This is a genomic window from Paraburkholderia sp. NMBU_R16 (assembly GCF_013282575.1).
Lineage (GTDB): Bacteria > Pseudomonadota > Gammaproteobacteria > Burkholderiales > Burkholderiaceae > Trinickia.
In genome coordinates this window covers 23,267-45,957 of sequence record NZ_JAAAYE010000029.1, presented here as the reverse complement: position 1 = coordinate 45,957, position 22,691 = coordinate 23,267, and the positions used below count along the sequence as shown (strand labels likewise).

At 61.5% G+C, this 22,691-nt stretch carries 16 protein-coding genes; 12 read left to right on the top strand and 4 right to left on the bottom strand.

All coding sequences use genetic code 11. The features are described from left to right. Positions 1-5 precede the first annotated feature (5 nt). Positions 6-1,703, top strand: coding sequence for a DUF4157 domain-containing protein (locus GWC77_RS16230; protein ID WP_173258532.1), 1,698 nt, complete (start codon positions 6-8; stop codon positions 1,701-1,703). Between the two features lie 139 nt (positions 1,704-1,842). Here GWC77_RS16230 and GWC77_RS16225 read toward each other — a convergent pair whose 3' ends face one another. Next, positions 1,843-2,754 (bottom strand): LysR family transcriptional regulator, encoded by a 912-nt coding sequence (locus GWC77_RS16225; protein WP_173258530.1) that lies wholly within the window; start codon positions 2,752-2,754, stop codon positions 1,843-1,845. 193 nt (positions 2,755-2,947) lie between these two features. Between GWC77_RS16225 and GWC77_RS16220 the strand changes: the two genes are divergently transcribed. The 4 genes from GWC77_RS16220 to GWC77_RS16205 all read left to right on the top strand — a co-directional run bounded on the left by GWC77_RS16220 (position 2,948) and on the right by GWC77_RS16205 (position 6,713). Next, the gene (locus GWC77_RS16220; RefSeq protein WP_173258528.1) at positions 2,948-4,342 is read left to right on the top strand and encodes a KamA family radical SAM protein; all 1,395 of its coding nucleotides are present in this window, start codon (positions 2,948-2,950) and stop codon (positions 4,340-4,342) included. A gap of 78 nt (positions 4,343-4,420) precedes the next feature. Further along, positions 4,421-4,759 (top strand): ferredoxin FdxA, encoded by a 339-nt coding sequence (fdxA, locus tag GWC77_RS16215; protein WP_173258526.1) that lies wholly within the window; start codon positions 4,421-4,423, stop codon positions 4,757-4,759. A 21-nt stretch (positions 4,760-4,780) separates the two neighbouring features. After that, positions 4,781-6,118 carry an aspartate aminotransferase family protein gene (locus tag GWC77_RS16210; protein WP_173258524.1) on the top strand — a complete coding sequence of 446 codons (1,338 nt, stop codon included), beginning with the start codon at positions 4,781-4,783 and terminating at the stop codon, positions 6,116-6,118. 16 nt (positions 6,119-6,134) lie between these two features. Continuing rightward, positions 6,135-6,713 (top strand): carboxymuconolactone decarboxylase family protein, encoded by a 579-nt coding sequence (locus GWC77_RS16205; protein ID WP_173258522.1) that lies wholly within the window; start codon positions 6,135-6,137, stop codon positions 6,711-6,713. A 145-nt stretch (positions 6,714-6,858) separates the two neighbouring features. Here the strand turns inward: GWC77_RS16205 and GWC77_RS16200 are convergent, their stop codons facing one another. Both GWC77_RS16200 and GWC77_RS16195 read right to left on the bottom strand, forming a co-directional pair. After that, on the bottom strand, positions 6,859-8,058 hold the full coding sequence (locus tag GWC77_RS16200) for an FAD-dependent monooxygenase (RefSeq protein ID WP_173258520.1): 1,200 nt from the start codon (positions 8,056-8,058) through the stop codon (positions 6,859-6,861). Continuing rightward, positions 8,051-8,650 (bottom strand): chorismate pyruvate-lyase family protein, encoded by a 600-nt coding sequence (locus tag GWC77_RS16195; RefSeq protein WP_173258518.1) that lies wholly within the window; start codon positions 8,648-8,650, stop codon positions 8,051-8,053. Before GWC77_RS16195 ends, GWC77_RS16200 begins: the two co-directional genes overlap by 8 nt. 385 nt (positions 8,651-9,035) lie before the next feature. On the opposite strand from GWC77_RS16195, the gene kdpF reads away from it, so the two are divergent. The 7 genes from kdpF to GWC77_RS16160 all read left to right on the top strand — a co-directional run bounded on the left by kdpF (position 9,036) and on the right by GWC77_RS16160 (position 17,985). Next, positions 9,036-9,128 carry a K(+)-transporting ATPase subunit F gene (gene kdpF, locus GWC77_RS16190; protein ID WP_173258584.1) on the top strand — a complete coding sequence of 31 codons (93 nt, stop codon included), beginning with the start codon at positions 9,036-9,038 and terminating at the stop codon, positions 9,126-9,128. After that, entirely contained in the window at positions 9,125-10,933 is a 1,809-nt protein-coding gene (gene kdpA / locus GWC77_RS16185) for a potassium-transporting ATPase subunit KdpA (RefSeq protein WP_173258516.1), read from the top strand. Before kdpF ends, kdpA begins: the two co-directional genes overlap by 4 nt. A gap of 86 nt (positions 10,934-11,019) precedes the next feature. Beyond that, a complete protein-coding gene (gene kdpB / locus GWC77_RS16180) occupies positions 11,020-13,146 on the top strand; it encodes a potassium-transporting ATPase subunit KdpB (RefSeq protein WP_173258582.1) in 2,127 nt (708 codons plus the stop codon). Positions 13,147-13,174: 28 nt separating this feature from the next. Then, a complete protein-coding gene (kdpC, locus tag GWC77_RS16175; RefSeq protein ID WP_173258514.1) occupies positions 13,175-13,756 on the top strand; it encodes a potassium-transporting ATPase subunit KdpC in 582 nt (193 codons plus the stop codon). A gap of 63 nt (positions 13,757-13,819) precedes the next feature. Then, a complete protein-coding gene (locus tag GWC77_RS16170; RefSeq protein ID WP_173258512.1) occupies positions 13,820-16,603 on the top strand; it encodes a DUF4118 domain-containing protein in 2,784 nt (927 codons plus the stop codon). Between the two features lie 3 nt (positions 16,604-16,606). Further along, the gene (locus tag GWC77_RS16165) at positions 16,607-17,311 is read left to right on the top strand and encodes a response regulator (RefSeq protein WP_173258510.1); all 705 of its coding nucleotides are present in this window, start codon (positions 16,607-16,609) and stop codon (positions 17,309-17,311) included. Positions 17,312-17,508: 197 nt separating this feature from the next. Beyond that, the gene (locus GWC77_RS16160) at positions 17,509-17,985 is read left to right on the top strand and encodes a putative adhesin (RefSeq protein WP_173258508.1); all 477 of its coding nucleotides are present in this window, start codon (positions 17,509-17,511) and stop codon (positions 17,983-17,985) included. Positions 17,986-18,076: 91 nt separating this feature from the next. On the opposite strand, the gene GWC77_RS16155 is transcribed toward GWC77_RS16160, so the two are convergent. After that, positions 18,077-22,690 (bottom strand): RHS repeat-associated core domain-containing protein, encoded by a 4,614-nt coding sequence (locus GWC77_RS16155; RefSeq protein ID WP_173258506.1) that lies wholly within the window; start codon positions 22,688-22,690, stop codon positions 18,077-18,079. Position 22,691: the final 1 nt, after the last annotated feature.

Below are 22,691 nucleotides of genomic sequence, written 5' to 3'. Positions count from 1 at the left end.
CGGCCATGTACGCATACGAACGACGTAATAGCGGCAAGCGTGAGCCCGAAAGCTCGCGGGCCAGTCCCCGCCAGATCGGGCAACTGCCCGAGGCCTTGAGAACGGGCCTCGAGACGCTCTCGGGAGTGGACCTCAGCGGCGTCGCGGTACACCGCAATTCGCCGCGGCCGGCCGAGATGGGCGCCGAGGCTTTCGCTCGTAACGCCGACATCCATCTCGCGCCTGGCCGCGAACACCGGCTCGCGCACGAGGCGTGGCACGTCGTGCAGCAGGCGCGGGGCCGCGTGCCGCCCACGGCGAGCCTGCCGCAAGGCGCGAGCGTCAACGACGATCCGAGGCTCGAGCGCGAGGCGGATACGATGGGCGCCAAGGCGCTTGGGGTGGCGACGTCGGGGACATACGCAGCCACATCGATACCCACGCCGACATCGCTACCGGCGCCGGCCGCGCGAAGCGCGCCGGGCGCGATGCCATCGTCTTATCCGCGCGGTGCAAGCGTCGTGCAGGGCTACTTCACCGATAAAAGCAAAGTCACGCCCTTCAAGACCTTAATGAAGGTGAAGGCGTCGCCGAAGGATATTGAGCTCGTTCGAAGTTATATGAAGTGGAAGGGGTCTCCCGATCTCGACGAGTTCAACGACCTGGCCGATGACAATACAACCGACCACGGGACACTGCAGGCCTGGGTAGAGGAGAATCTCGGCATCGAACTCGGTGCATTGCGCGAGCAGATGGAGCTCAGAGCTATCCAGGCGGCATTTAGAAGAGATGTCCAGCCGATATTTCCGCAGACTCAGAGCATCCCGGCGTCGTGGGTCGTCTCGACGACAACGCACAACCCGGGCGGGCCACCCATCCTGGTGGAACCGGAAGAGATCGACGAGCCGAACGCATCCCAGCATCAAGAGATGCAAATCGAAGACGACGAGGTGAAGCCCACAGATCTGGTCGTCGATTTGACCCGGGATCAACTGCAGTACCACCGTGGCGGGCAACTCACGCTGACCCCGGACGTACGCAGCGACGTGCGCTCCGGCGCCATGCTCACGAATAGCTTCGTCGACTATTCGTCTTCCCTGCCCTTACCGCGACCATTGACAGGCCGGAGCACGAAACCCATCCAATCGCAATCCGCCGTCATTCTCAAAGAGGCCCGCAAACAGAACGAGAAGCGCAGCGAAGGCAAGACCTTGTCGCACCATCCGGACACGTTTTGGACGGGACAGCCTCATTCCGGCATGGGCCTGCATCCCGTAAACAAGACGGCCAATACGCTCGACGGCGACTACCACCAGCTATGGAAGAGAACAGGGACGCCATTGACGGGGATCGTCACGAAAGAACAGGGTGGATTCACCCGGCCGACGCTGGAAGCCTACAACAGTCATCGGGAGCGCGCGGAAACGTCGGCATCGCTGCAAGATCAGGTCGAGACAGCGAGTCTCAACGAGGTGCGCGAAATTTATGACGAGGCCGAAACGTTGCTGGTCACGGAAAGCGTCCGCAACCGTTGGCGTGGCCTTGGCGATGTGCTCGAACGTCTGGAGCTGGCCGTCTCCGACGAAGGGGCGACCGAGGGCGAAGGCACGTTGGCGTCGCTCGCCGACAACTATCTGGAACAGGTCTACGACAATTTGCCGACAGACACCTCGAGCGCAATTGGTCTGTTGGACGCCATCGCCGACAGGCTCCGAGAACTGTAACGCCATCCAATTCAGGCACCGTCGCAGCCAGCCGATAGCACGCGCGATGTGCTTGGGCTTTGGATCGAACGACGCGCGGGGCCCCATTCTGCGCGTCGTCGACGACATGAGAAGCTGCGCCGCGTTCAGCACCCTCCTCCTAATACTCCCCGCCGCGCTCAATGTACCAGCTCGCGGCCGACAGCAGCCATGCCTCAAACGCCTGCAACCACGGCGAATTCTGTTTGTGCTCCGGGTACACGAGGTAGTAGCCCTTGTCGCTCCGCAAGGGCAGATTGCAAGGACATATGAGTTCCCCCGTAGCCAACTCGTGCGAAACGAGGAATCGCGGCACGAGCGCGATCCCCAATCCTGCGCGGGCGGCTTCCACCAACATCGAAAAGAGTTCGTATCGCTGACCTTTCATGCTGTCCGCGTCGTGAACGCCCGCCTGCGCGAGCCATTGTCGCCATGCATCGGGGCGCGCCGACTGATGCAGCAACGTGAAATTCGGAACATCGTGAGGTTCCAGGCTAGACTGCCCGTTCATGAGTTGAGGACTGCATACGGCAGTCATCTCTTCGCCGAACAAATATTTGGCGATTGCCCCAGGCCAGATGGGATCGCCGAAGTGAATCGCTGCATCGAACTGAGTATCGGTGAACAGGAACGGCTCGGCCCGCGTCGACAGGTTGACGACGATGTTTTCGTGCGCCTCGTAGAATTGCGGAAGCCGCGGAATCAACCATCGCGTGGCGAACGTGGGAATAACAGCGAGTTCGAGGATACCGCCGGCATTCCGATGGGCCATCACCGCGAGGGTGTCGCGCTCCATTCTCCCGAGGTTCTCTCGCACCTGCTTCGCGTAGAGCTGGCCGACCTCTGTCAACGTGAGACGCTTCTTGACCCGGTTGAACAGCGCAATGCCTAGATACTCCTCGAGGACCGCAACCTGCCGTCCTACGGCGCTCTGCGTCACGGCGAGTTCGTCGGCGCTGCGTGTGAAGCTCAAATGACGGGCCGCCGCCTCGAAGGCGATCAGCGCTTCAATACTCGGTATCTTTCGTTTCACAGATCCTTCCTCAAACGCACAACGTCGCGAGTTTATATCGTTTGCTAGTGGCGAACCATATCGCAACAATGTCTTCCATAGCGTTCTCGTAGGACTTGGCCATCGAACCGACTGCGGCGAGGAATTTCTGCAGAGAAACTTATTAGCGTTCCTTTCTTTATATAAATACTTTCTTTCGAATCGAAGGAGCATCATGTCCAACGACGAGCTTCCCGTAAAATTCAAACCGTACACCCGCCAAACGATCAGCCAAGCCCCCCAATGGCAACAGCTTCCTCCGAAGCTTCGCGAAGCAGTACAGGTCGTCTCTCGCGTCTTGCCGTTTCGCACGAATCAGTACGTCATGAACGAACTGATCGATTGGACCGACATCCCGAACGATCCAATCTATCGCCTCACATTTCCTCACGAGGACATGCTGCCGCCGTCCGAATATGCGCAGCTGCGCAATCTCGTACTCGAGGAAAAGGATGAGGCCGCCATCGAGAAAATGGTGCGTGCGATCCGTATGCGCATGAATCCGCATCCGGCAGGCCAAATGACGCACAACGTCCCGTTCCTGGACGGTCAACCGGTAAGCGGCCTGCAACACAAATACAAGGAAACCGTGCTGTTCTTCCCCAGCTCTGGACAGACCTGCCACGCTTATTGCACCTTCTGCTTTCGTTGGCCTCAATTCGTCGGCATGGACGATCTCAAGTTCGATGCGCGGGAATCCAACGAGCTGGTTGCCTATCTGAAGCAACATCCCGAAGTGACCGATGTGCTGATCACCGGCGGCGATCCGCTCATCATGAATACGCGATCTCTCGCCGGATATATCGAACCTCTGTTGGCGCCTGATCTCTCCCATATCCAGAACATCCGCATTGGTACGAAGTCTGTATCGTACTGGCCTCAGCGCTTCGTGACGGACAAGGATTCGGACGACCTCATGCGCCTGTTCGAGAAGGTCGTTGCGGCCGGCAAAAACCTCGCGATCATGGGCCACTACAATCACCCGGCGGAACTGCGTCCGGCCATCGCACAACGTGCGGTCAAACGCATCGTCTCGTCCGGCGCGACCCTTCGTATGCAGGCGCCGCTGATTCGCCATATCAACGAAGACCCCAAGGGATGGGCGGAGCTGTGGACGACAGGCGTGCGGCTCGGTGCGATTCCCTACTACATGTTCGTCGAACGCGACACCGGTCCCAGCCACTATTTCCAGTTGCCGCTGGCGAAAGCCTATGAGATTTTCCAGGCGGCCTATCAGACCGTATCGGGACTCGCGCGCACGGTCCGCGGCCCTTCGATGAGCGCGTTCCCCGGCAAAGTAGTCATCGATGGCATCGTCGATATTCGCGGCGAAAAGGTGTTCGCCCTTCAGTTCTTGCAAGCACGCAATCCAAACTGGGTGCGCAGGCCCTTCTATGCAAAGTTCGATCCTGCGGCAACCTGGCTGCATGATCTGAAGCCGGCGTTCGGCGAAAGGAAGTTTTTCTTCGAAGAGGAAAGCATGACGAACATCAGCGTTGTACGCCATGCGGGCCATGCCCTTTCCAGCGCGTCGACCGAGCCCGCCTATGCAATCGCTTCTAACGCATGAGAGAGGCGGCCTCAGGCGTCTATGCGGTCGCGTTCGGCTCTCCGCCTCTCAATCGGATTGGCTTTGCCAGGAGGGTCAATGGCTTATGTCGTGACTGAAAACTGCATTCGATGTCGTTACACCGATTGCGTTGAAGTATGCCCAGCCGATTGCTTCCGCCAAGGGCCCAACTTCCTCGTCATCGATCCGAACGAGTGTATCGATTGCGCCGTCTGTGTGCCCGAGTGCCCGGCCGACGCGATCGTCTCGGCGGAGGACATTGCCGATGATCAGCGATCCTTCGTCGAGTTGAATGCTTCTCTGGCGAAACAATGGCCTACAATCATCGGCAGGCAAGCGCCTCTTCCGGACGCGGACGATTGGAAAGACGTACGCGACAAGCTACGGCACCTCGTCACAGAATCCGTTGCTGACTAACGCACTTTCAGAGGAAACCGCATGACCACCGTTTTTCACCGTGCGCCGAAGCGGACGCTGCCGGTTGCCGTCGCCGGCGATGGTATCGAGATCATCGATTCCGAAGGCAAACGCTATATCGATGCGTCGGGTGGTGCTGCGGTGTCGTGCCTCGGGCATAGCAACCAGCGGGTCATCGACGCGATCGAACGACAGGTCCAGCAGCTCCCTTACGCCCATACCTCGTTCTTCACGACGGAGCCGGCCGAGGCACTGGCCGACTGGCTGGTGGAGCGGGCCCCGCAGGGTCTGGGCCACGTGTACTTCGTGTCAGGCGGCTCCGAAGCGATCGAAGCTGCGCTCAAGCTGGCCCGGCAATATTTTGTGGAGATCGGTGAGCCGCAACGGCGTCATTTCATCGCGCGCCGTCAAAGCTATCATGGCAATACGCTCGGCGCGTTGGCAATCGGCGGCAACGCGTGGCGGCGCGAGCCATTTCTCCCGATCCTGATCGAGGCGCATCACGTCAGTCCCTGCTACGCCTATCGCGAGCAGCGCCCCGGTGAATCCGATAACGCATTCACGCAGCGCCTCGCGGACGAACTCGAAAGCAAGATTCTGGAGCTCGGGGCCGACACCGTGGCAGCGTTCGTCGCAGAGACGGTCGTTGGTGCGACGGCAGGCGCCGTGCCGCCGGTGGGTGACTATTTGCGCAAGATCCGCGCGGTCTGCGACAAATACGGCATTCTTCTGATCCTGGACGAGATCATGTGTGGAATGGGCCGCACCGGGCATCTGTATGCATGCGACGAGGACAACGTTGCGCCCGACCTGCTCACGATCGCGAAGGGCCTCGGCGCCGGGTATCAGCCGATCGGCGCAACGCTCGTCAGCGACAGGATTTTCGACGCGATCGTCGAAGGCTCGGGATTCTTCCAGCACGGCCATACCTATATCGGCCACGCAACCGCTTGTGCTGCGGCACTGGAGGTTCAGCGTGTGATCGAAGAAGACCGCCTGCTCGATAACGTCAAGGCGCGCGGAGAGCAATTGCGCGCGTCGCTGCGCGAGCACTACTCGCGGCACGACCATATCGGCGACGTGCGCGGCCGCGGGATGTTCGTCGGCGTCGAACTCGTCGAGGACCGCGCGACCAAGGTGCCGTTTGCACACGAGCTGGCGCTTAACGTGACCATCAAGCGTGAGGCGATGAAGCGTGGGCTGATGGTCTATCCGATGGGAGGGACCGTCGATGGCGTATCGGGCGATCACGTTTTGCTGGCGCCGCCCTTCATTTGCACGGCCGAGGACATCGATCGCATCGTCAGCTGCCTGACCGATGCGATCGATGACGCGCTGCGCGTCGTGGGCGTACGCTGAATTCAGGAGTCCAACCATGACGCCACCCTCATCCGCCCCTCCCGCAAACCGCTTGCCGGTCTTTGATCAAGCGCATGCCACGCCCGAACAGGAAGCCGTCCTGACGGAGATTCGGTCGGGACCGCGAGGCAATTTAAACGGTCCGTTCCTCGGATGGATTCACAGCCCCGAGCTCGCACAGCATGCACAGCGCCTCGGCGCGTTCTGCCGCTATCGTACCGGGCTGCCGCTGCGCCTCTCTGAGTTGGCGATACTGGTCACCGCCGCACGCTGGCGTTCGCAGGCCGAGTGGCACATCCACTATCCGATCGCGCTCGATGCCGGCGTGCCCGCGGCGACAGCCGAGGCAATCCGCAGCGGGCGGCAGCCCGATTTCGATGATGGAGACGACGCGCTGATCTTCGCTTTCGCCACCGAACTCTACGACACGCAGCGTGTCTCGGGTCCGACGTTTCAAAGGGCAGTCGAGCGTTTTGGTCATCAAGTGACGATCAACTTGGTCGGTCTGCTCGGTTACTACGCGCTGGTGGCGATGACACTGAACGTGTTCGACATGCGTGCCGATGACCAAACGGCGCTGCCGTTTCCCGAGTGACGTGAATGGCAGTCCGACGCGAGTGAGTCCGCTCAAGCTGCGGCGCGTCGATGTGGGGTTCGAACTCATCGAGCAAATGAGCACGTGAGTTCGCGACCGACGTGCATTGGTCGATCGGCTCGGTGCGCCAGCCGCGGCCGATCTTTCAATCGATTTGCGTCGTTGGGCGTTGGGATACCGCGTACGGCCCGGAGTCGACGTATCGACGGCAGAACGCAAAATGCCGCGCGCCCCGCAGTGCAAGATGACGGACCGCGCGATGCAGCGGAGTAGCCGGAACGAGTACACGAAGTACTTTTCCCGTTGCACCGAGGTTGGCGATGGCGGCCTTCTGTCGCTCGGTGTTGTAGCTGGGGAGCGAATAAATCGCTGTCTTATCCTCGATCGCGCGGGCCAGATGCGCAGCCAGCGCGCGCGCATCGCCGATGCCCGAGTTGAGCCCACGCCCGCCGAACGGGCTGAACTGATGCGCGGCATCGCCAGCCAGGAAAACCCGGCCCGCGCCGAATGTCTTCGCATGCGTATTGTTGAACTGATAGAGACTCGTCCATAGCACCTCATAAGGGATATCCGGCCCGATGAGCGCGCGTATTTTCGTGTGGAGGCCGTCGCCCTTGGTCAGGTCCTCGAGACGCGTAGTGGGCGCGACCTGCCAATCGAAACGCCAGACCCGATCGGGTTGCGGCAGCATAAAGGCCTGATAGCCGGGATTGCCGGGCGGGCTGTAATAAAAACGGCGCTCGTAATCGATGTTCAATTCGGCGCGAACATCGGCAATGAGGAAACGGTTTTCGGATCGCCGACCGATCAACTCGATGCGCAGGAGCTTGCGGATATTCGAATGTGCGCCGTCCGCGCCGACGACGAAATCCGCAACGAACTCCCGGCCTTGTTCTGTAACGACCACGACCTGTCGCTCCGTTTGCCGCAATCCCGTCACGTGCTGATCGAAGACGACCGAGATGTGATCGGGATACTGCGTGCGCGCGGCATCCAGTAGCGCGTTGTCGGTTTCCTGTTGCGAGACGTTCACGAAGAGGGGATAGCGCGCGTCCTTCGATTCCGGATAGGTTTCGCTGAAAAGAAGCCGATCTTTGTGGTAGGTCCGCTTCACAAGCCAGGTGATACCGCGTGCGGCCAACCGAGCGCCCGTGCCGGGCGCCGCTTCGTCGAACGCTTCGAGTGTGTCGCGCAACAGCACGATGGCGCGCGATCCGGTTCGCAGGATGTCGGAGCCACGTTGCAGGATCGTCGAACGGATCCCTTGTCTTGCCAGCAGCAATGCGGTGGTCAGCCCGACAGGACCTGCGCCGACGATCAGAACCGGTGATGTCGTGCTACTCATCGTCGTCCCCGAACAGGCCGCGCGGAAAGTACTCGGTAATGCGCATTAAAGGGCGGCCCGCGACGACGATGTGGTAGCTGCGATAGACGAGCTCGGTGGCGTCGAAGCATGCGTTCGGGCAAGGCGCTTCGTCGAGCGGGTGAATACCCCAGTCGAGCAGTTCGCGGAACGATTCGATACGCGCCGAGCGCATCAGCAGTCCGATGGGAAGCGTGCCTTGCGTCAGCGGTGCGCGCAGCTTCGGCGGCAAGCGTGCATCGGCGATACGAGACTCGGCATACACGAGATTGCGCTTGCTCAGCGCAGTGCGCAGCACGACCTCGCGCCGTGTCGTTGCTTCGTTTGGACCGAGGCTCATGGTCGCGCAGGCCGATACCGAATCGTCGCTTTCGGCGTATTGCCCGAGCAGGACGGTCTCGATGCTTTCGCCTGAAAACGCGTCGAGCAGCAATGTCAATGTGCCGTCGGTGCTCAGCAAGGCCTTTGTGCGCGATCCCAACGATTGCCATACCTCGTGCTTTGCGCGGTCTTGCTCCGTAGCCGTCGTGGCGGGGGGCGAAAAGAACCTCGCGTGCTCTGTGTGAACGGACATACCGAAACCTCGATGTAAGGCGACGCTTGCAGAGCGTGCCGTAAGACGGGGGCTCCATTGTTCAGTTGTTCGGGCGGACGAATGACACGACTTTCTGTAACTCTCGATAAGCGCTTCGGGTATTCCTACGGAAATGCCAGAACGTCCGGTCGGTCTCTTCAGCGATCGAAGAACCGTCTTTACGCGTTTTTTACGCCCCCGCCCCCACTCTTGTCGTTGCATTTACGCCCCCTCCTCTACGCTTCAGGCTGTCATGGTTCGCAAGCGAGACGAGAAGAATGGACTTGATCTATATCGCGGGGATTGCCTTTTTCCTGGCAATGACCGTTGGATTGACGGCCGGATGCGAGAGGCTCGGTAACCGCGCTCCGGGAGGCCGGCCATGATGACCTGGATGATCTGGCTCGCCGGGGCCGCCACAGCGTTGTTGTTCGCCTACCTCGTGTACGCGCTCCTCAGGGCGGAGGAACTCGAATGAATGCGAATGACCTGTTGCAGACCGCGCTTTTCATCGTCATGCTGATCGCGCTCGCCGTGCCACTCGGCCGGTACATGACAGCCGTGCTCGACGGATCGTCGATGGTCGTGCGTCGTATCGGTCGTCCCATCGAACGCCTGTTGTTCAAGCTTGCCGGCGTCGAAGCGGAGGCGGAAATGTCGTGGAAGCACTATGCACTGGCCGTGCTGCTTTTCAACGCGCTGGGTGCCCTCGCCCTCTATGCGTTCCTGCGGTTGCAGTCATGGCTGCCCGCATACCCGCAGGGCTTTGGCCCGGTGACGCCCGACGCGGCGTTCAATACGGCCGTGAGCTTCGTGACGAACACGAACTGGCAGAACTACACGCCGGAAGCCACAGTCAGCTACTTGACGCAGATGGCGGCGCTCGCGGTCCAGAACTTCCTGTCGGCAGCGACCGGCATCGCTGTCGTGGTCGCGCTGATCCGCGGGTTCGCGCGGCACACGGCCCAGACCATCGGCAACTTCTGGGTCGACCTCACGCGCATCACGCTCTTCGTCCTTGCGCCGCTTGCGATCGTCGTCTCGCTCGTATTCGTGAGCCAAGGCGCGATACAGAACTTCAAGCCCTACGAAGATGTGTCGACGCTGCAGGTTACGACCTACCAGGCGCCGAAGACCGACGCGCAAGGTAACCCCCTGAAGGACGCGAAGGGCAACCCGATCGTGCAGGACCAGCAGGCGGACAAGCAGACGCTCGCCATGGGCCCGGCCGCGTCGCAAGAAGCGATCAAGATGCTGGGCACGAACGGCGGTGGATTCTTCAATGCCAACTCCGCGCACCCGTACGAGAACCCGACGCCGTTATCGAACTTCGTGCAGCTGATCGCGATGCTCGTGATTCCCGCGGCGCTGCCCATCGTGTTCGGCCGAATGATCGGCGATCGCCGCCAGGGCGTCGCCGTACTCGCGGCCATGACGATTGCGTTCGCGATCGCCTGCTGGGGCGAAATCAGTGCCGAGCAGGCGGGCAATCCGCTTTTCTCGACGCTATCGGTCGACCAACGTGCATCGGATGGCCAGGCAGGCGGTAACGCGGAAGGCAAGGAAGTGCGATTCGGCATCGCTCAATCGGGCATGTTCACGGTGGCGACGACGGCAGCGTCGTGCGGCGCCGTCGACAACACCCATGATTCGCTGACGCCGATGGGCGGCTTCGTGCCGCTGCTGTTGATCCAGCTTGGCGAAGTGGTCTACGGCGGCGTCGGCTCCGGGCTCTACGGCATGCTCGTCTTCGCATTGCTCGCGGTATTCGTCGCGGGCCTGATGATCGGCCGGACCCCCGAATACGTCGGCAAGAAAATCGAATCGTACGAGATGAAGATGGTCTCGATCGCGATCCTGCTGACCCCGTTGCTCGTGCTCGTCGGCACTTCCATCGGCCTACTCTCGCCGCTCGGTACGGGCGGGATTGCCAATCCAGGCCCGCACGGCTTCTCGGAAGTGCTTTACGCGTTCAGCTCCGCCGCAAACAACAACGGCAGTGCGTTTGCCGGTTTGACGGTCAATACCCCGTTCTACAACGTGCTGCTTGGGATCGCGATGTGGTTTGGCCGCTTCGGCACCATCGTGCCTGTGCTCGCCATTGCAGGATCCCTCGCCAACAAGAAGCGCATCGCCGTCACGTCCGGCACCTTGCCGACGCATGGGCCGCTCTTCGTCGTTTTGCTGCTCGGCACACTCGTGCTCGTCGGCGCGCTGACCTACGTGCCAGCACTGGCGCTGGGCCCGATCGTCGAACATCTGGTGATGATTTCGGGCCATTGATCTCGAGGAAAAGCATGACAACAGTCAATCCCACGCCCGCGCATCGCCCCGATAATCAAGGGCAAGCACGCACGGCCGCGCGCACGATGTTCGATCCCGGGCTCCTCAAGCCGGCCATCGTCGATTCGTTCAGGAAACTCGGGCCGCACACGCAATTGCGCAATCCCGTGATGTTCTGCGTCTATGTCGGCAGCATCCTGACGACCGTGCTGTGGATCGCGGCCCTGTGTGGGCAGGCCGAAGCGCCGGCCGGCTTCATCCTGGCCGTCGCCCTCTGGCTCTGGTTCACGGTGCTGTTCGCCAATTTCGCCGAAGCGCTTGCGGAGGGACGCTCGAAAGCGCAAGCCGCGTCATTGCGCAGCGCAAAACACAATGTCACGGCGAAGAAGCTCAACGAGCCGCATCCGAAGTCGCCCATTCGCATCGTGGCGTCGACCGATCTTCGCCGGGGCGACGTCGTGCTCGTCGAGGCCGGCGACACGATTCCCGCCGACGGCGAAGTCCTCGAGGGTGTGGCTTCCGTCGACGAATCCGCGATCACGGGCGAGTCCGCTCCCGTCATCCGCGAGTCGGGTGGCGATTTCTCGTCCGTGACGGGCGGCACGCGCGTGCTGTCCGACTGGATCGTCGTGCGGGTCAGCGTGAACCCCGGCGAGGCGTTCCTCGACCGCATGATCGCTATGGTCGAAGGCGCGAAGCGGCAAAAGACGCCGAACGAGATCGCGCTCACGATTCTGCTCGTCGCGTTGACGCTGGTGCTCCTGCTTGCAACGGCGACGCTTTTGCCGTTCTCGCATTTTTCGGTCGCGGCGGTGAAATCGGGCAGCGTCGTGACGATCACCGCGCTCGTTGCCCTGCTCGTCTGCCTGATTCCGACGACGATCGGGGGGCTGCTCTCCGCCATCGGCGTGGCGGGCATGAGCCGCATGATGCAGGCCAACGTCATCGCGACGTCCGGCCGGGCGGTGGAAGCCGCGGGCGATGTCGATGTGCTTTTGCTCGACAAGACAGGCACGATCACGCTCGGCAACCGGCAAGCCTCGGCATTCGTCCCGGCGCCCGGGGTCACGGAGCATGATCTCGCCGATGCGGCGCAGCTTGCTTCGCTCGCCGATGAAACGCCGGAAGGCCGCAGCATCGTCGTGCTCGCGAAGCAGCGGTTCAATATCCGCGAGCGCGACATGGCGCAATTGCAGGCAGCCTTTCTCGGGTTCACGGCGCAAACGCGGATGAGCGGCGTCGATCTGCACCCGAAGGGCACGCCCGCCGGGGCGCCCCCCAAGGGGACTTCCTTCGGGGCGCCTGGCCGCAAAATCCGCAAGGGCGCGGCCGATGCGGTGCGCAAATACGTCGAGGAGAACGGCGGCCGGTTTGCGCAGGAAGTCAGCAAGGCAGTCGACGATATTGCACGGCGCGGCAGCACGCCGCTCGTGGTCGCGGAAAAGGCCGGCGGCGACGATGCCAGCGAAGCCGCCCGCGTGCTCGGTGTCATCGAGTTGAAGGACATCGTCAAAGGCGGCATCAAGGAGCGATTTGCCGAATTGCGCAAAATGGGCATCAAGACCGTGATGGTGACCGGCGATAACCGGTTGACGGCCGCGGCGATCGCGGCCGAAGCCGGAGTCGACGATTTTCTTGCCGAGGCGACGCCCGAGACGAAGCTCGCGACGATCCGCGCGCACCAGACCGAAGGCCGGCTCGTCGCGATGACGGGCGACGGGACCAACGACGCTCCGGCGCTCGCCCAGGCCGACGTTGCAGTGGCGATGAACACCGGTACGCAAGCGGCCAAGGAAGCCGGCAACATGGTGGATCTCGATTCGAATCCGACGAAGCTGATCGAGATCGTCGAAATCGGCAAGCAAATGCTGATGACCCGCGGTTCGCTCACGACGTTCTCGATAGCGAACGACATCGCGAAGTACTTTGCGATCATTCCGGCTGCGTTTGCGACGACGTACCCACAGCTGCGCGTGCTGGACGTGATGCATCTGAGCTCGCCGGCTTCGGCCATTCTCTCCGCAGTCATCTTCAATGCGCTCATCATCGTCTTCCTGATTCCGCTCGCGCTGAAAGGCGTGAGGTATCGCGCGCTTGGCGCAGCCGCGCTGCTGCGCCGCAATCTGCTGATCTACGGGCTTGGCGGCATCATGCTGCCGTTTCCGTTCATCAAGCTGATCGATATGTCCCTGGCCGCGATGGGCTGGGCCTGAACCGAATCCTCTTCTTATTCGATCGATCATGAAAAACCTGTTGCGACCGACGCTCGTCCTGTTTGCAGCGATGACACTGATCACGGGTATCGCCTATCCGGTCATCGTGACGGCGATAGGCCAAGCGGTATTTCCTCGTCAGGCGAATGGCAGCATCCTCGAGAGAGACAGCAAGCCGGTCGGCTCCGAATTGATCGGCCAGCAGTTCGATGCGCCCGATTATTTCTGGGGACGGTTATCGGCCACCACGCCGAACCCCTACAACGCTCAGAACTCGGGCGGCTCGAACCTGGGGCCGACGAATCCCGCGCTCGCCGACGAAGTGAAGGGAAGAATCCAGGCGCTGCGCGCAGCGGATCCGACGAATACGGCGCCGATTCCCGTCGATCTCGTCACCTCGTCGGGCAGTGGGCTCGATCCCGATATCTCGCCGGCCGCCGCGGTATATCAGGCGTCCCGGGTGGCAAAGGCACGCGGCCTGACGCTCGATCAGGTGTATCGCGTGATCGAGCAGAACACGTCCGGGCGGCAGTTCGGCGTGCTGGGCGAACCGCGCGTGAACGTACTGCGGCTGAACCTTGCACTCGATCGAATCCACCCTGTGCATTGATCGGGAATCGGTCGGAATTGGGCTAAGCTCGCATGGTATGGCCCATTTCTGCAACGAGGCACTATGGAACGTCCCGATCCGGACGCGCTGCTCGAAAAAATTCAGCGAGACGAAGAAAAGCGCAGTCGCGGCCGGCTGAAGATGTTCTTCGGCGCATCCGCCGGCGTCGGCAAGACCTATGCGATGCTGCAGGCGGCGCGGCACCGCCGCGACGAAGGTGTCGACGTCGTCGTCGGCGTCGTGGAGACGCACGGCCGCAAGGAAACGGTAGACCTCATCGAAGGGCTCGAAGTCATCCCTCCCGCAACGATCGACTATCGCGGACACCCGCTGTCCGAGTTCGATCTCGATGCGGCGCTTGTGCGCAAGCCCGGGCTGATTCTGGTCGACGAGCTTGCACATTCCAACGTGCAGGGTTCGCGGCACATGAAGCGCTGGCAGGATGTGTACGAACTGCTGGACGCCGGCGTCGATGTCTATACGACCGTCAATGTTCAACATCTCGAGAGCCTGAACGATATCGTCGGACAGATCACCGGTATCCGTGTATGGGAAACCGTCCCGGATCGCGTGTTCGATCTGGCCGACGACGTGACACTCGTCGATCTGCCGGCAGACGAATTGCTCGAACGCCTGCAAGAGGGCAAGGTCTATCTCCCCCGTCAGGCGGAGCACGCTGTCCGGAATTTCTTCCGCAAGGGCAACCTGATCGCGCTGCGCGAACTAGCCTTGCGCCGCACGGCCGACCGGGTGGACGCACAGATGCGGGAATATCGCGCGGACCAGTCGATCGAGCGCATCTGGCAAGCGCGCGAGCGCATCATCGTGTGTGTCGGCGCGGGCCCCGAGAGCGCGACGCTCGTACGCGCTGCCGCCCGGCTCGCGGCAAGTCTCAAGGCAGACTGGCTCGCCGTCTACGTCGAAACGCCAAAACTGCAGCGCCTGCCGGATGCCATTCGCAAGCGAACGCTCGATGCGCTGAAGCTTGCGTCCGAACTCGGCGCCGAAACGGTCACGCTGCAGGGAGAAGATGCACCGAAAACGCTGATCGCCTATGCACGCATGCGTAATGTGTCGAAGCTCGTGGTAGGCGCATCCCCTGCTTCCGGCGGGTTCGCATGGCTGCGTCGCTCAACCGGGGAGCGGCTAATCGGTGCGGCACGCGACATCGATGTGACACTCGTGAACTCGGGCGCCGTACGCGAACAAGCCGAGCGTCGCGAGTCAACTGCACGTTTCGCGGGCCTGGGCGCCGAGGTACAGCGTTCGAAGCCCTCGTCGTATCTGTACGCGATCGGTCTGTGCGCGGCCATCACCGTCATCGCCAGCCACGCGCTTGGGCGGATTTCGCTCGCCAACCTGGTCATGCTTTACCTGCTCGGCACGATTTTCACGGCGGCCCGGCTCGGGCGCGGACCGGGCGTGCTGATTTCGTTTCTCGGCGTCGCCTCGTTCGACTTCTTCTTCGTGCCGCCGCGCCTTTCGTTCACTGTATCGGATACGCAATACGTGCTGACGTTTGCGGTCATGCTCGCCACGTCGTTGACGATCAGTCATCTCACGGCGAGCTTGCGCGGCCAGGCGCGTATCGCGAACCTGCGCGAGCGCCGCACGGGCGCGATGTTCGCCATGACGCGGGAACTCGGTGCCGCGCTCGCTACGGTGCAGATCATCGAGACTGGCTCCCGGCACGTGGCCGAAGTCTTCCAGGCACGCGTCGCGATTCTTTTGCCGGACAGCAACGAGAGCGTGCGGTCCAAGATCGAGAACCCGGACCCGGCCGTCACGCTCGCCGAGGCCGAGATCGACAAGGACATCGCGCAGTGGGTCTACGATCAGCAGAGGCCAGCCGGGCACGGCACGGACACACTTCCCGCCACGAGTGCGCTTTACTTGCCGCTCAAGGCGCCGATGCGCACGCGCGGCGTCATGGCGCTGGTTTCGCCGCGCATGGAGGATCTCCAGGTCCCCGAGCAGCGGCGGATGATCGAGACGTTCGCCGCACAGATCGCGCTGGCACTCGAACGCGTGCACTACGTCGAAATCGCCCAGGACGCGCTGGTCAATATGGAGTCCGAAAGATTGCGAAATTCGCTTTTGTCGGCCATTTCGCACGATCTGCGTACGCCGTTGACGTCCATCGTCGGCTTTGCGTCCATGCTGGCCGGAGAGCCCGGTGGGGTGAAGGTCGACGAGGCACGTTCGTTCGAGCTTGCCGAGGCCATTCACGACGAGGCGCTGCGCATGACGGGCGTCGTCACCAATCTGCTCGACATGGCTCGGCTGCAGGAAGGCAGCATGAAGATCAATCGTCAGTGGTCGTCGATCGAGGAAGTCATCGGCTCCGCGCTCGCCGCGTGCCGGCGTATACTCGCGGGCCGGCCGATTCGCACGCGCGTGCCTGCGGACCTGCCGCTCATCGAGCTCGATGCAGTGCTCGTGGAGCGGCTCTTTGCCAACCTCTTCGAGAATGCCTCGAAGTACACGCCGGCCGGCTCGCCGATCTGCGTGGTGGCATCGGTGCTGCATGAAGGCGACGAGCGTTACGTCAAGGTCGAAGTCCAGGATGACGGTCCGGGCTTGCCTGTGGCCATGGCGTCGCGCATATTCGAGAAGTTTACGCGCGGCGAAAAGGAATCCGCGAAGCCGGGCATCGGCCTCGGTCTTGCCATCTGCCGCGCGATCGTGGAAGCCCATGGAGGCAAAATAGGCGCCATGAACCGCGTCGCGGCGGATGGTACGGTGCTCGGTGCGACGTTCTGGTTCATGTTGCCTGCGAACGAGTCGCCGTTGGAGACGGTGCCGATCGAAGGTCTCGATGCTACGCCTGGCGACAGGAACGGATAACTCATGTCGGAACCCGCCATCACCGTACTGCTGATCGAAGATGACAGCCGCATCCGACGCTTCGTGCAAACATGCCTGGAGAGCGAAGCGATGCGCATGCTCGACGCCGAGTCCGGGCGCCGAGGGTTGTCGCTTGCGGCGAACGCGCGGCCGGACCTCGCCATCGTCGACCTGGGGTTACCGGATATCGATGGTGTCGACGTCATCCGGCGGCTGCGCGAGTGGTCATCGATGCCGGTGATCGTGTTATCGGCGCGTACGCGCGAGGAGGAGAAAGTCGCCGCGCTCGATGCGGGTGCGGACGATTTTCTGACGAAGCCGTTCGGTGCTGCCGAGCTGTTGGCGCGCATCCGCGCGCATCTGCGGCGGCATAATCGCAACGCAAATGGTGCATCGGAAACATCGAAAGCGCGCTTCGGTGACGTGACGGTCGATCTGGAGTTGCGTGCCGTCGAGCGCGATGGCACCGCCGTGCATCTCACGCCGATCGAGTATCGCCTGCTCGTCCTGCTGATACGGCACGCGGGCCGCGTGTTGACGCACCAGCAGTTGCTGAGGGAAGTCTGGGGGCCTGCGCGTACCGAAAACGCGCACTATCTGCGCATTTATATGCGGAACCTCCGGCACAAGCTCGAGCGGGATCCGACGCAGCCTCAGTACATCATCACCGAGACCGGCGTCGGCTACCGGCTTGCCGGTTTGAATTGACGTCGGTCCACCGCTACCTGGTACCAACAAGGCTCGACCTGTTCGTACTCGCTCAAGTTATGCGATTCGTCGGTTGCACGTTATCGCTGGAATGAGTAAAGTTTGTTTTAATCGAGAGCATGGTCAATTCAATCCAGTGGCCAAGTGGCGTTAAATTCTTCGTCCTTGAAATTTTTTATATTTTTCGGATATTTTAAATGACAACCGTCATAAAGTATAAAAACGTCGTGATCAAGAGTGCAGACGGCACCGCCAGGAAGGCGCTATTGTTGTCGCATGGAGGATATACCCCGGACCGAGGTTTTCTCCGGCATGGCTCCGGCCAGGTTAGCGTGCCGCAAGGCTTGACACTGCACTTCAACAGTACAGAAGATCGTGTGTCCATTGGCACCAGAGCCGCCCATCTTTTGCAAGGGTATCAGGTTGATCCGGTTGATACCAAATCGGAGGGCAACATAATTAAAAATTATTCACTGGAATACGATAGCAAATTTGGGACTTATCAACCGAATGAAGAGTATGACCTTATTATAGTTTCTCCGGACGGAAAGGCGCATATGAACGAGGTGTTCGACGCCATTCGGGTCAACAACAAAAACTATGAATCACTTCACAGCTTCGCTTGTCGCGTCAATAAATTGACGTTCGAACATACTATTCAGCGTCTCGGATGAGCCGCCCCGTCCGCGCTCGAGCATGGCGGCGTTGCTTCCGCCCGGTCTTCCTGTAGGTGCTCTGTCCCCGGCCGGCACTTCAGCGCCCTCGTCAGATCTTGCAAATCTTGGGGTTGTTGGTCTCACCGTTGAACTGCACCCGGAAGTGGTCGACCTTGATGATTTCTCCGACCGCGCCGGTCATATTGTCGAAATGCCGTCGCTCGATCGCGATGTGCCCGCGTTCGCCGTGGGTGGTTCGACGAAAAATCCAGGCCTCGTTGCTTCGAGACGCGGCATAGCTTACCCGATGCCCCGAAAATGCGACGATCTGCAAATATCGCTTGCAATGAGCAGCACACGGGTCCTCTACTCCGCGCATCAAAACGGTATCGCCGGGGCGCAGTTTTGAAAGAATGGGCTCGAAGAACTTGGGCTCGGTATGCGATGCCTTGCGCAGCTTGATATCCGCCGCTTCCTCGGCGGTAATGCCGCCGCTCTCCAGGATGTCACTGTGCACGACTCGGTTGTCCCGGACAATCGCGGCAAAAAGCAGATGAGGCGAATCCTTGGCAGCGGCCAGTCCAAGCGGATCGGTCCAGCCAAGGCTGTTGGGCCCATAAGCAAACGCGTTCGTCCCAGCCGCGATGCCTAACGGGTCCTGACTGATAAAACCTCCATGAGCCGGATCGAAATACCTGTGACGGTTGTAGTAAAAGCCCGTCTCTTCGTCACAGTACTGCCCTTGGAGGCGCAACGGTTGCCTGAAGCCTTTGTCGGACGCAAGCTGGCGTACCGTCGCCCACGCGCCATACCCGGCCTCCCAAACGACGTTGCCCAGTGTATCGAATACACGCGTGGGCGCCCCATTGGGCTCCGTATTCAGCCAGTACCGCTCACAGTCATTGGTCCGCAAGCGAACTGCAGGATCGCACTGCACATTTTCTTCGCACTCGCGGATGTTGTCTTCCACGACCGCTAACGGAACGAACGTCGCAGGATAGTAGAACCATTCGCGCCACGTTCGTGTTTCAGTCGACCATTCACCCGTCAGCACGTCTCCATCCCAAAAATACAGACTGGTCGTGGATAGGGATTCTTCGAGCTCGCCGTGTTCTGCCGAGCAGTCGATTCGGCCTCGGCTGCGCGATGTTTTTCCAATACGTCTATGAAACGCATCGTAGATGTAGTGGGTATGGACGTACGCTCCACGATCCGCATTTGCGCTCGCATCGCGGTGTCGCCTTACCGTGGATTCGAGCAGTAACCCGTCCCCGTCCCAGCACAGGGTCATTTCCTGTTGCGCGTCGTGCTTGGCGATGAGATTGCCAACGCGGTCGAACACATATCGGCAACCGTTCAGTTCTCCGTCTCGGATCCAGCCATGCGAGTGCGGATCTGCACCGCTCCCTCCAAGATGCACGCCGTCGCGCATGCGTGTCACGAGCAAGTTACCGGTAGGGTCGTACGGGAATTGCAGTAATCGGCCAGTCGGATCTCGATGGGCAACGATCCGGCCTGCCCGATCGTATTCGAAGCAGTCGAGACCCAGCCGGGAGTCTTGCCTGGCAAGCATTTCGCCGTAAGCGTCGTATGTGTATTCGCTCGCAAACGCAGCGCCATCGGTGCGCCGAACGGTCTGGCTGGCGAGTTTCCCGTCGGACGCATAAACCAGTTCTCGCCGTACGCGATCGTCGAGTCGTTCGATACAGACCAACCCTGCTGCGTCGCGCTCGATGCGTACCGGAGGCTCATCGTCGACCTGGATCGATTCGAGCAGGCCGAGCGCGTCATATCCATAGCGGATCACATGTTCGATTTCGCGATTGCCTTTCACCAGCCTCGTCTTGCGCTCGAGGTAGTTGCCCGCTGGGTCGAACGCATGGGTCACCGAAAACGCGTCGCCCTGCCTTTCCTCGACGATGCGTCCTGCCGCGTCATATGCCAGCTCGATCCGGTGGCCATGACTTTCGGCGCAGACCAGATTGCCGCTTCGATCGTAACAAAACACCTCCGTACGAAGCCCACCCGGTTGAGTCGGATCCGGAACATGCTTTCGAATCACGCGCCCCAGTGCATCTGTTTCGAAATCGATGCTTCGCCCCAACGCATCGACCGTTCGCAGCAGATGCCCCGACTTCCCGTATTCGTATCGACGCTGTTGCCCCCAATAGTCGATTTCCTCGGTAATCCGGCCCAACGGATCGCGCTTGAATTGGTACAGCTCGCCACGTTCGTTGAGCAGGCCCGTCAGTTGCCCCTCGGTATCGTAGCGATACTCGACAACGCCGCCGTCGGGTGAAATCCGCTTGGTGAGCTGTCCGAGCGCGGAATACTCCATGTTCGTCGGGGCGCCGGCCACATCGCGGTGACGCACCAGATTGCCATCGGCATCGTAAGCGCAGTGAGTCTCGCATCCGCCCGGCTCGATGGCGCGGGTCAAATTGCCCTTGTGGTCATATTCATAGCGGCTCACTTGCCCGATCGCGTCAATCGCTTCGACGAGATATCCACTCGCATCGTGTCGATACTGCTTACGACGGCCAAGGGCGTCCGTTACTGCGACGAGATTGCCGTCGCGGTCGTACTCGAACCGCGTGCAGGCGCCAAGGGCGCCAATGTGTGAACTCGGCTGTCCGAATCGGTCGTATGTATAGGTCGAGGTCGCGCCCGAGGGCGTCGTTTGGGTCAGCAAATTGCCGTGCGCATCCCATGCGTAGTGCCACTGTCGGTCCCGGGGTAACGTCACGCGCACGGGGCGGTGGTGGGCATCGTATTCACTGCGGATCACGCTCGCGTCCGGCAGCGTTTGCGCGAGAAGATTGCCATACCGATCGTATTGCCATGCGCTCGTATGGCCAGCCGGATCGGTCTTCGAATTCGCGCGTCCTCGCTCATCGTAGCGATAGCTGGTCACGCCGCCCAACGGGTCGATTTCGGCCACCGGCATGCCGCGCTCGTTCAATTGCAACACCCACGTATGCCCACGCGAATCGATCACGCACGTTTCCATGCGGGCCCGGTCGTACTCGAAGCGGTAATCGAACAGGCCGTCGTCGCCCCACGCGCGATCGACGCGCCATACTCCCTCTTCGTCGACGGAGTACTGGTAGTAGAACGACACGCCCCGTGCGCTCGTGTGGGCGACCATCCGATGCCCATCCACATAGTCGAAGCGGTGCGGGTGCGCCATTGCGTCGACCGCGGCGCGCAGGTTGCGCTCACCGTCGTACTCGTAGGAAACGAGCGGATGCGCGCCTCCGTCCGCGTCGATCAGGGTCAGCGCGGCCAGCCATCCCGCATCCGCTCTGCCGCGCGCACGATCAAGCGCCGAGTCCCGCGTAGCGCATTCGATCGCCCGAGCCGTTGCGCCCTCGCGCGTCCATTCGGCGATGCGCGCGAGCTGCCCCCATTGGTTACGCTCAAAAACCCATGCATTGCCGTTCAAATCGGCGATGCGTTCCACAGGCAGCGTCAGCCGCGCATCGTCCCGGAGCGCCGCGACCGTTTGCTCCCAGTCACGGGGCAGCGCGAACCCGTATTCGACGCCGCCTCTCGTGCGCAGCACCAGCCGATCATCGACTCGATAGAGCGCATGCCCGTGTTGCCAATCGTATTCGCGGGCGGCCCAGCCGTCGGCTGCAGGCAACACGTCGTATGCGGTCGCATGATCGGGAAAGTACGCGGCCGCGCCGAACGCGCCCTCATGCGGCACCAACTCCAGCCGAATGTCAGCCGGCGTCCGCCAACGCATCCCGACCGCCCCGCCACGCGTGTCATGGCTCGCGTAATACCGATCCCATGCCAGCGGCAATCGTCCCGCCACCGTAAAGTCGCACTGCTGGACGACTACCTCTCCCGTCGTCACATCCACCGGCTCAGCGCGCAGCACCTTGCAGCGCAAAAATCCCGGTTTCAAGCGCAGCTTGTCAGCCAGCGAGTGCGCCCATTTCGACCCGCGGAACGCCTTGAAAAGGCCCTTGCCCGCCGCGATCATGTTCATCACCGGCGGGCCGCCTACCAGCACGGGACGGCCGCCCGGGATCGGCAGCATCACCGAAGACGGCATCGAAAGATGGATGCGCTTCGTATGCGCGCCATTGTGCGGCGGCGGCTCCATTCCCGTAGCCCAGCAACTCATGGCAGGCAGCGCCATGAACGACATCGGATCGTTGTTGGCCAGCACGGTGCGGCTGCCCATGTACGACTCGGCGTCGTTCGACGGCAATGGGTCCGGCGCGGTGAACGCCTCGCCGAGCGGGAAATGCAGCGCCGGCAGATGGCACGTATGCGTGCCGGCGGTGGCTCGCAAGAAGCCATTGACGAACACGGGCCGGCCCGCCGCGCCTCCCATCCCGACACCGGCCCCAAGCGCGCCCGCCGCACCGAGGCCGCCTTCGGCCAGGCGGGCGGCGCCCGCGCCGAGCGGATTGCTTATTACCGCGGCCTGAGCGTCGCCGGCGGCGTCGGCCACTGCCCCGATCGTCCGGTCCAGTTTCGCTTGCGCGTCCGGGTGGTCGTCGAGATACGACTGCGCCTGGTCTTCCACGAACGTGAACACGATGCTGCCGATGACACCCATTGCCGCATCGACGTACTCGCGCAAGTCGAGCACGAACCCGACATGCGGATGCGGCAGCGGCACTTCCGGCACCGGACCGACCGCGACGGTATGCACGTCGACTCCAATCACCGGGTCCATATGCTTGACGGCAGGCGAAGCCATA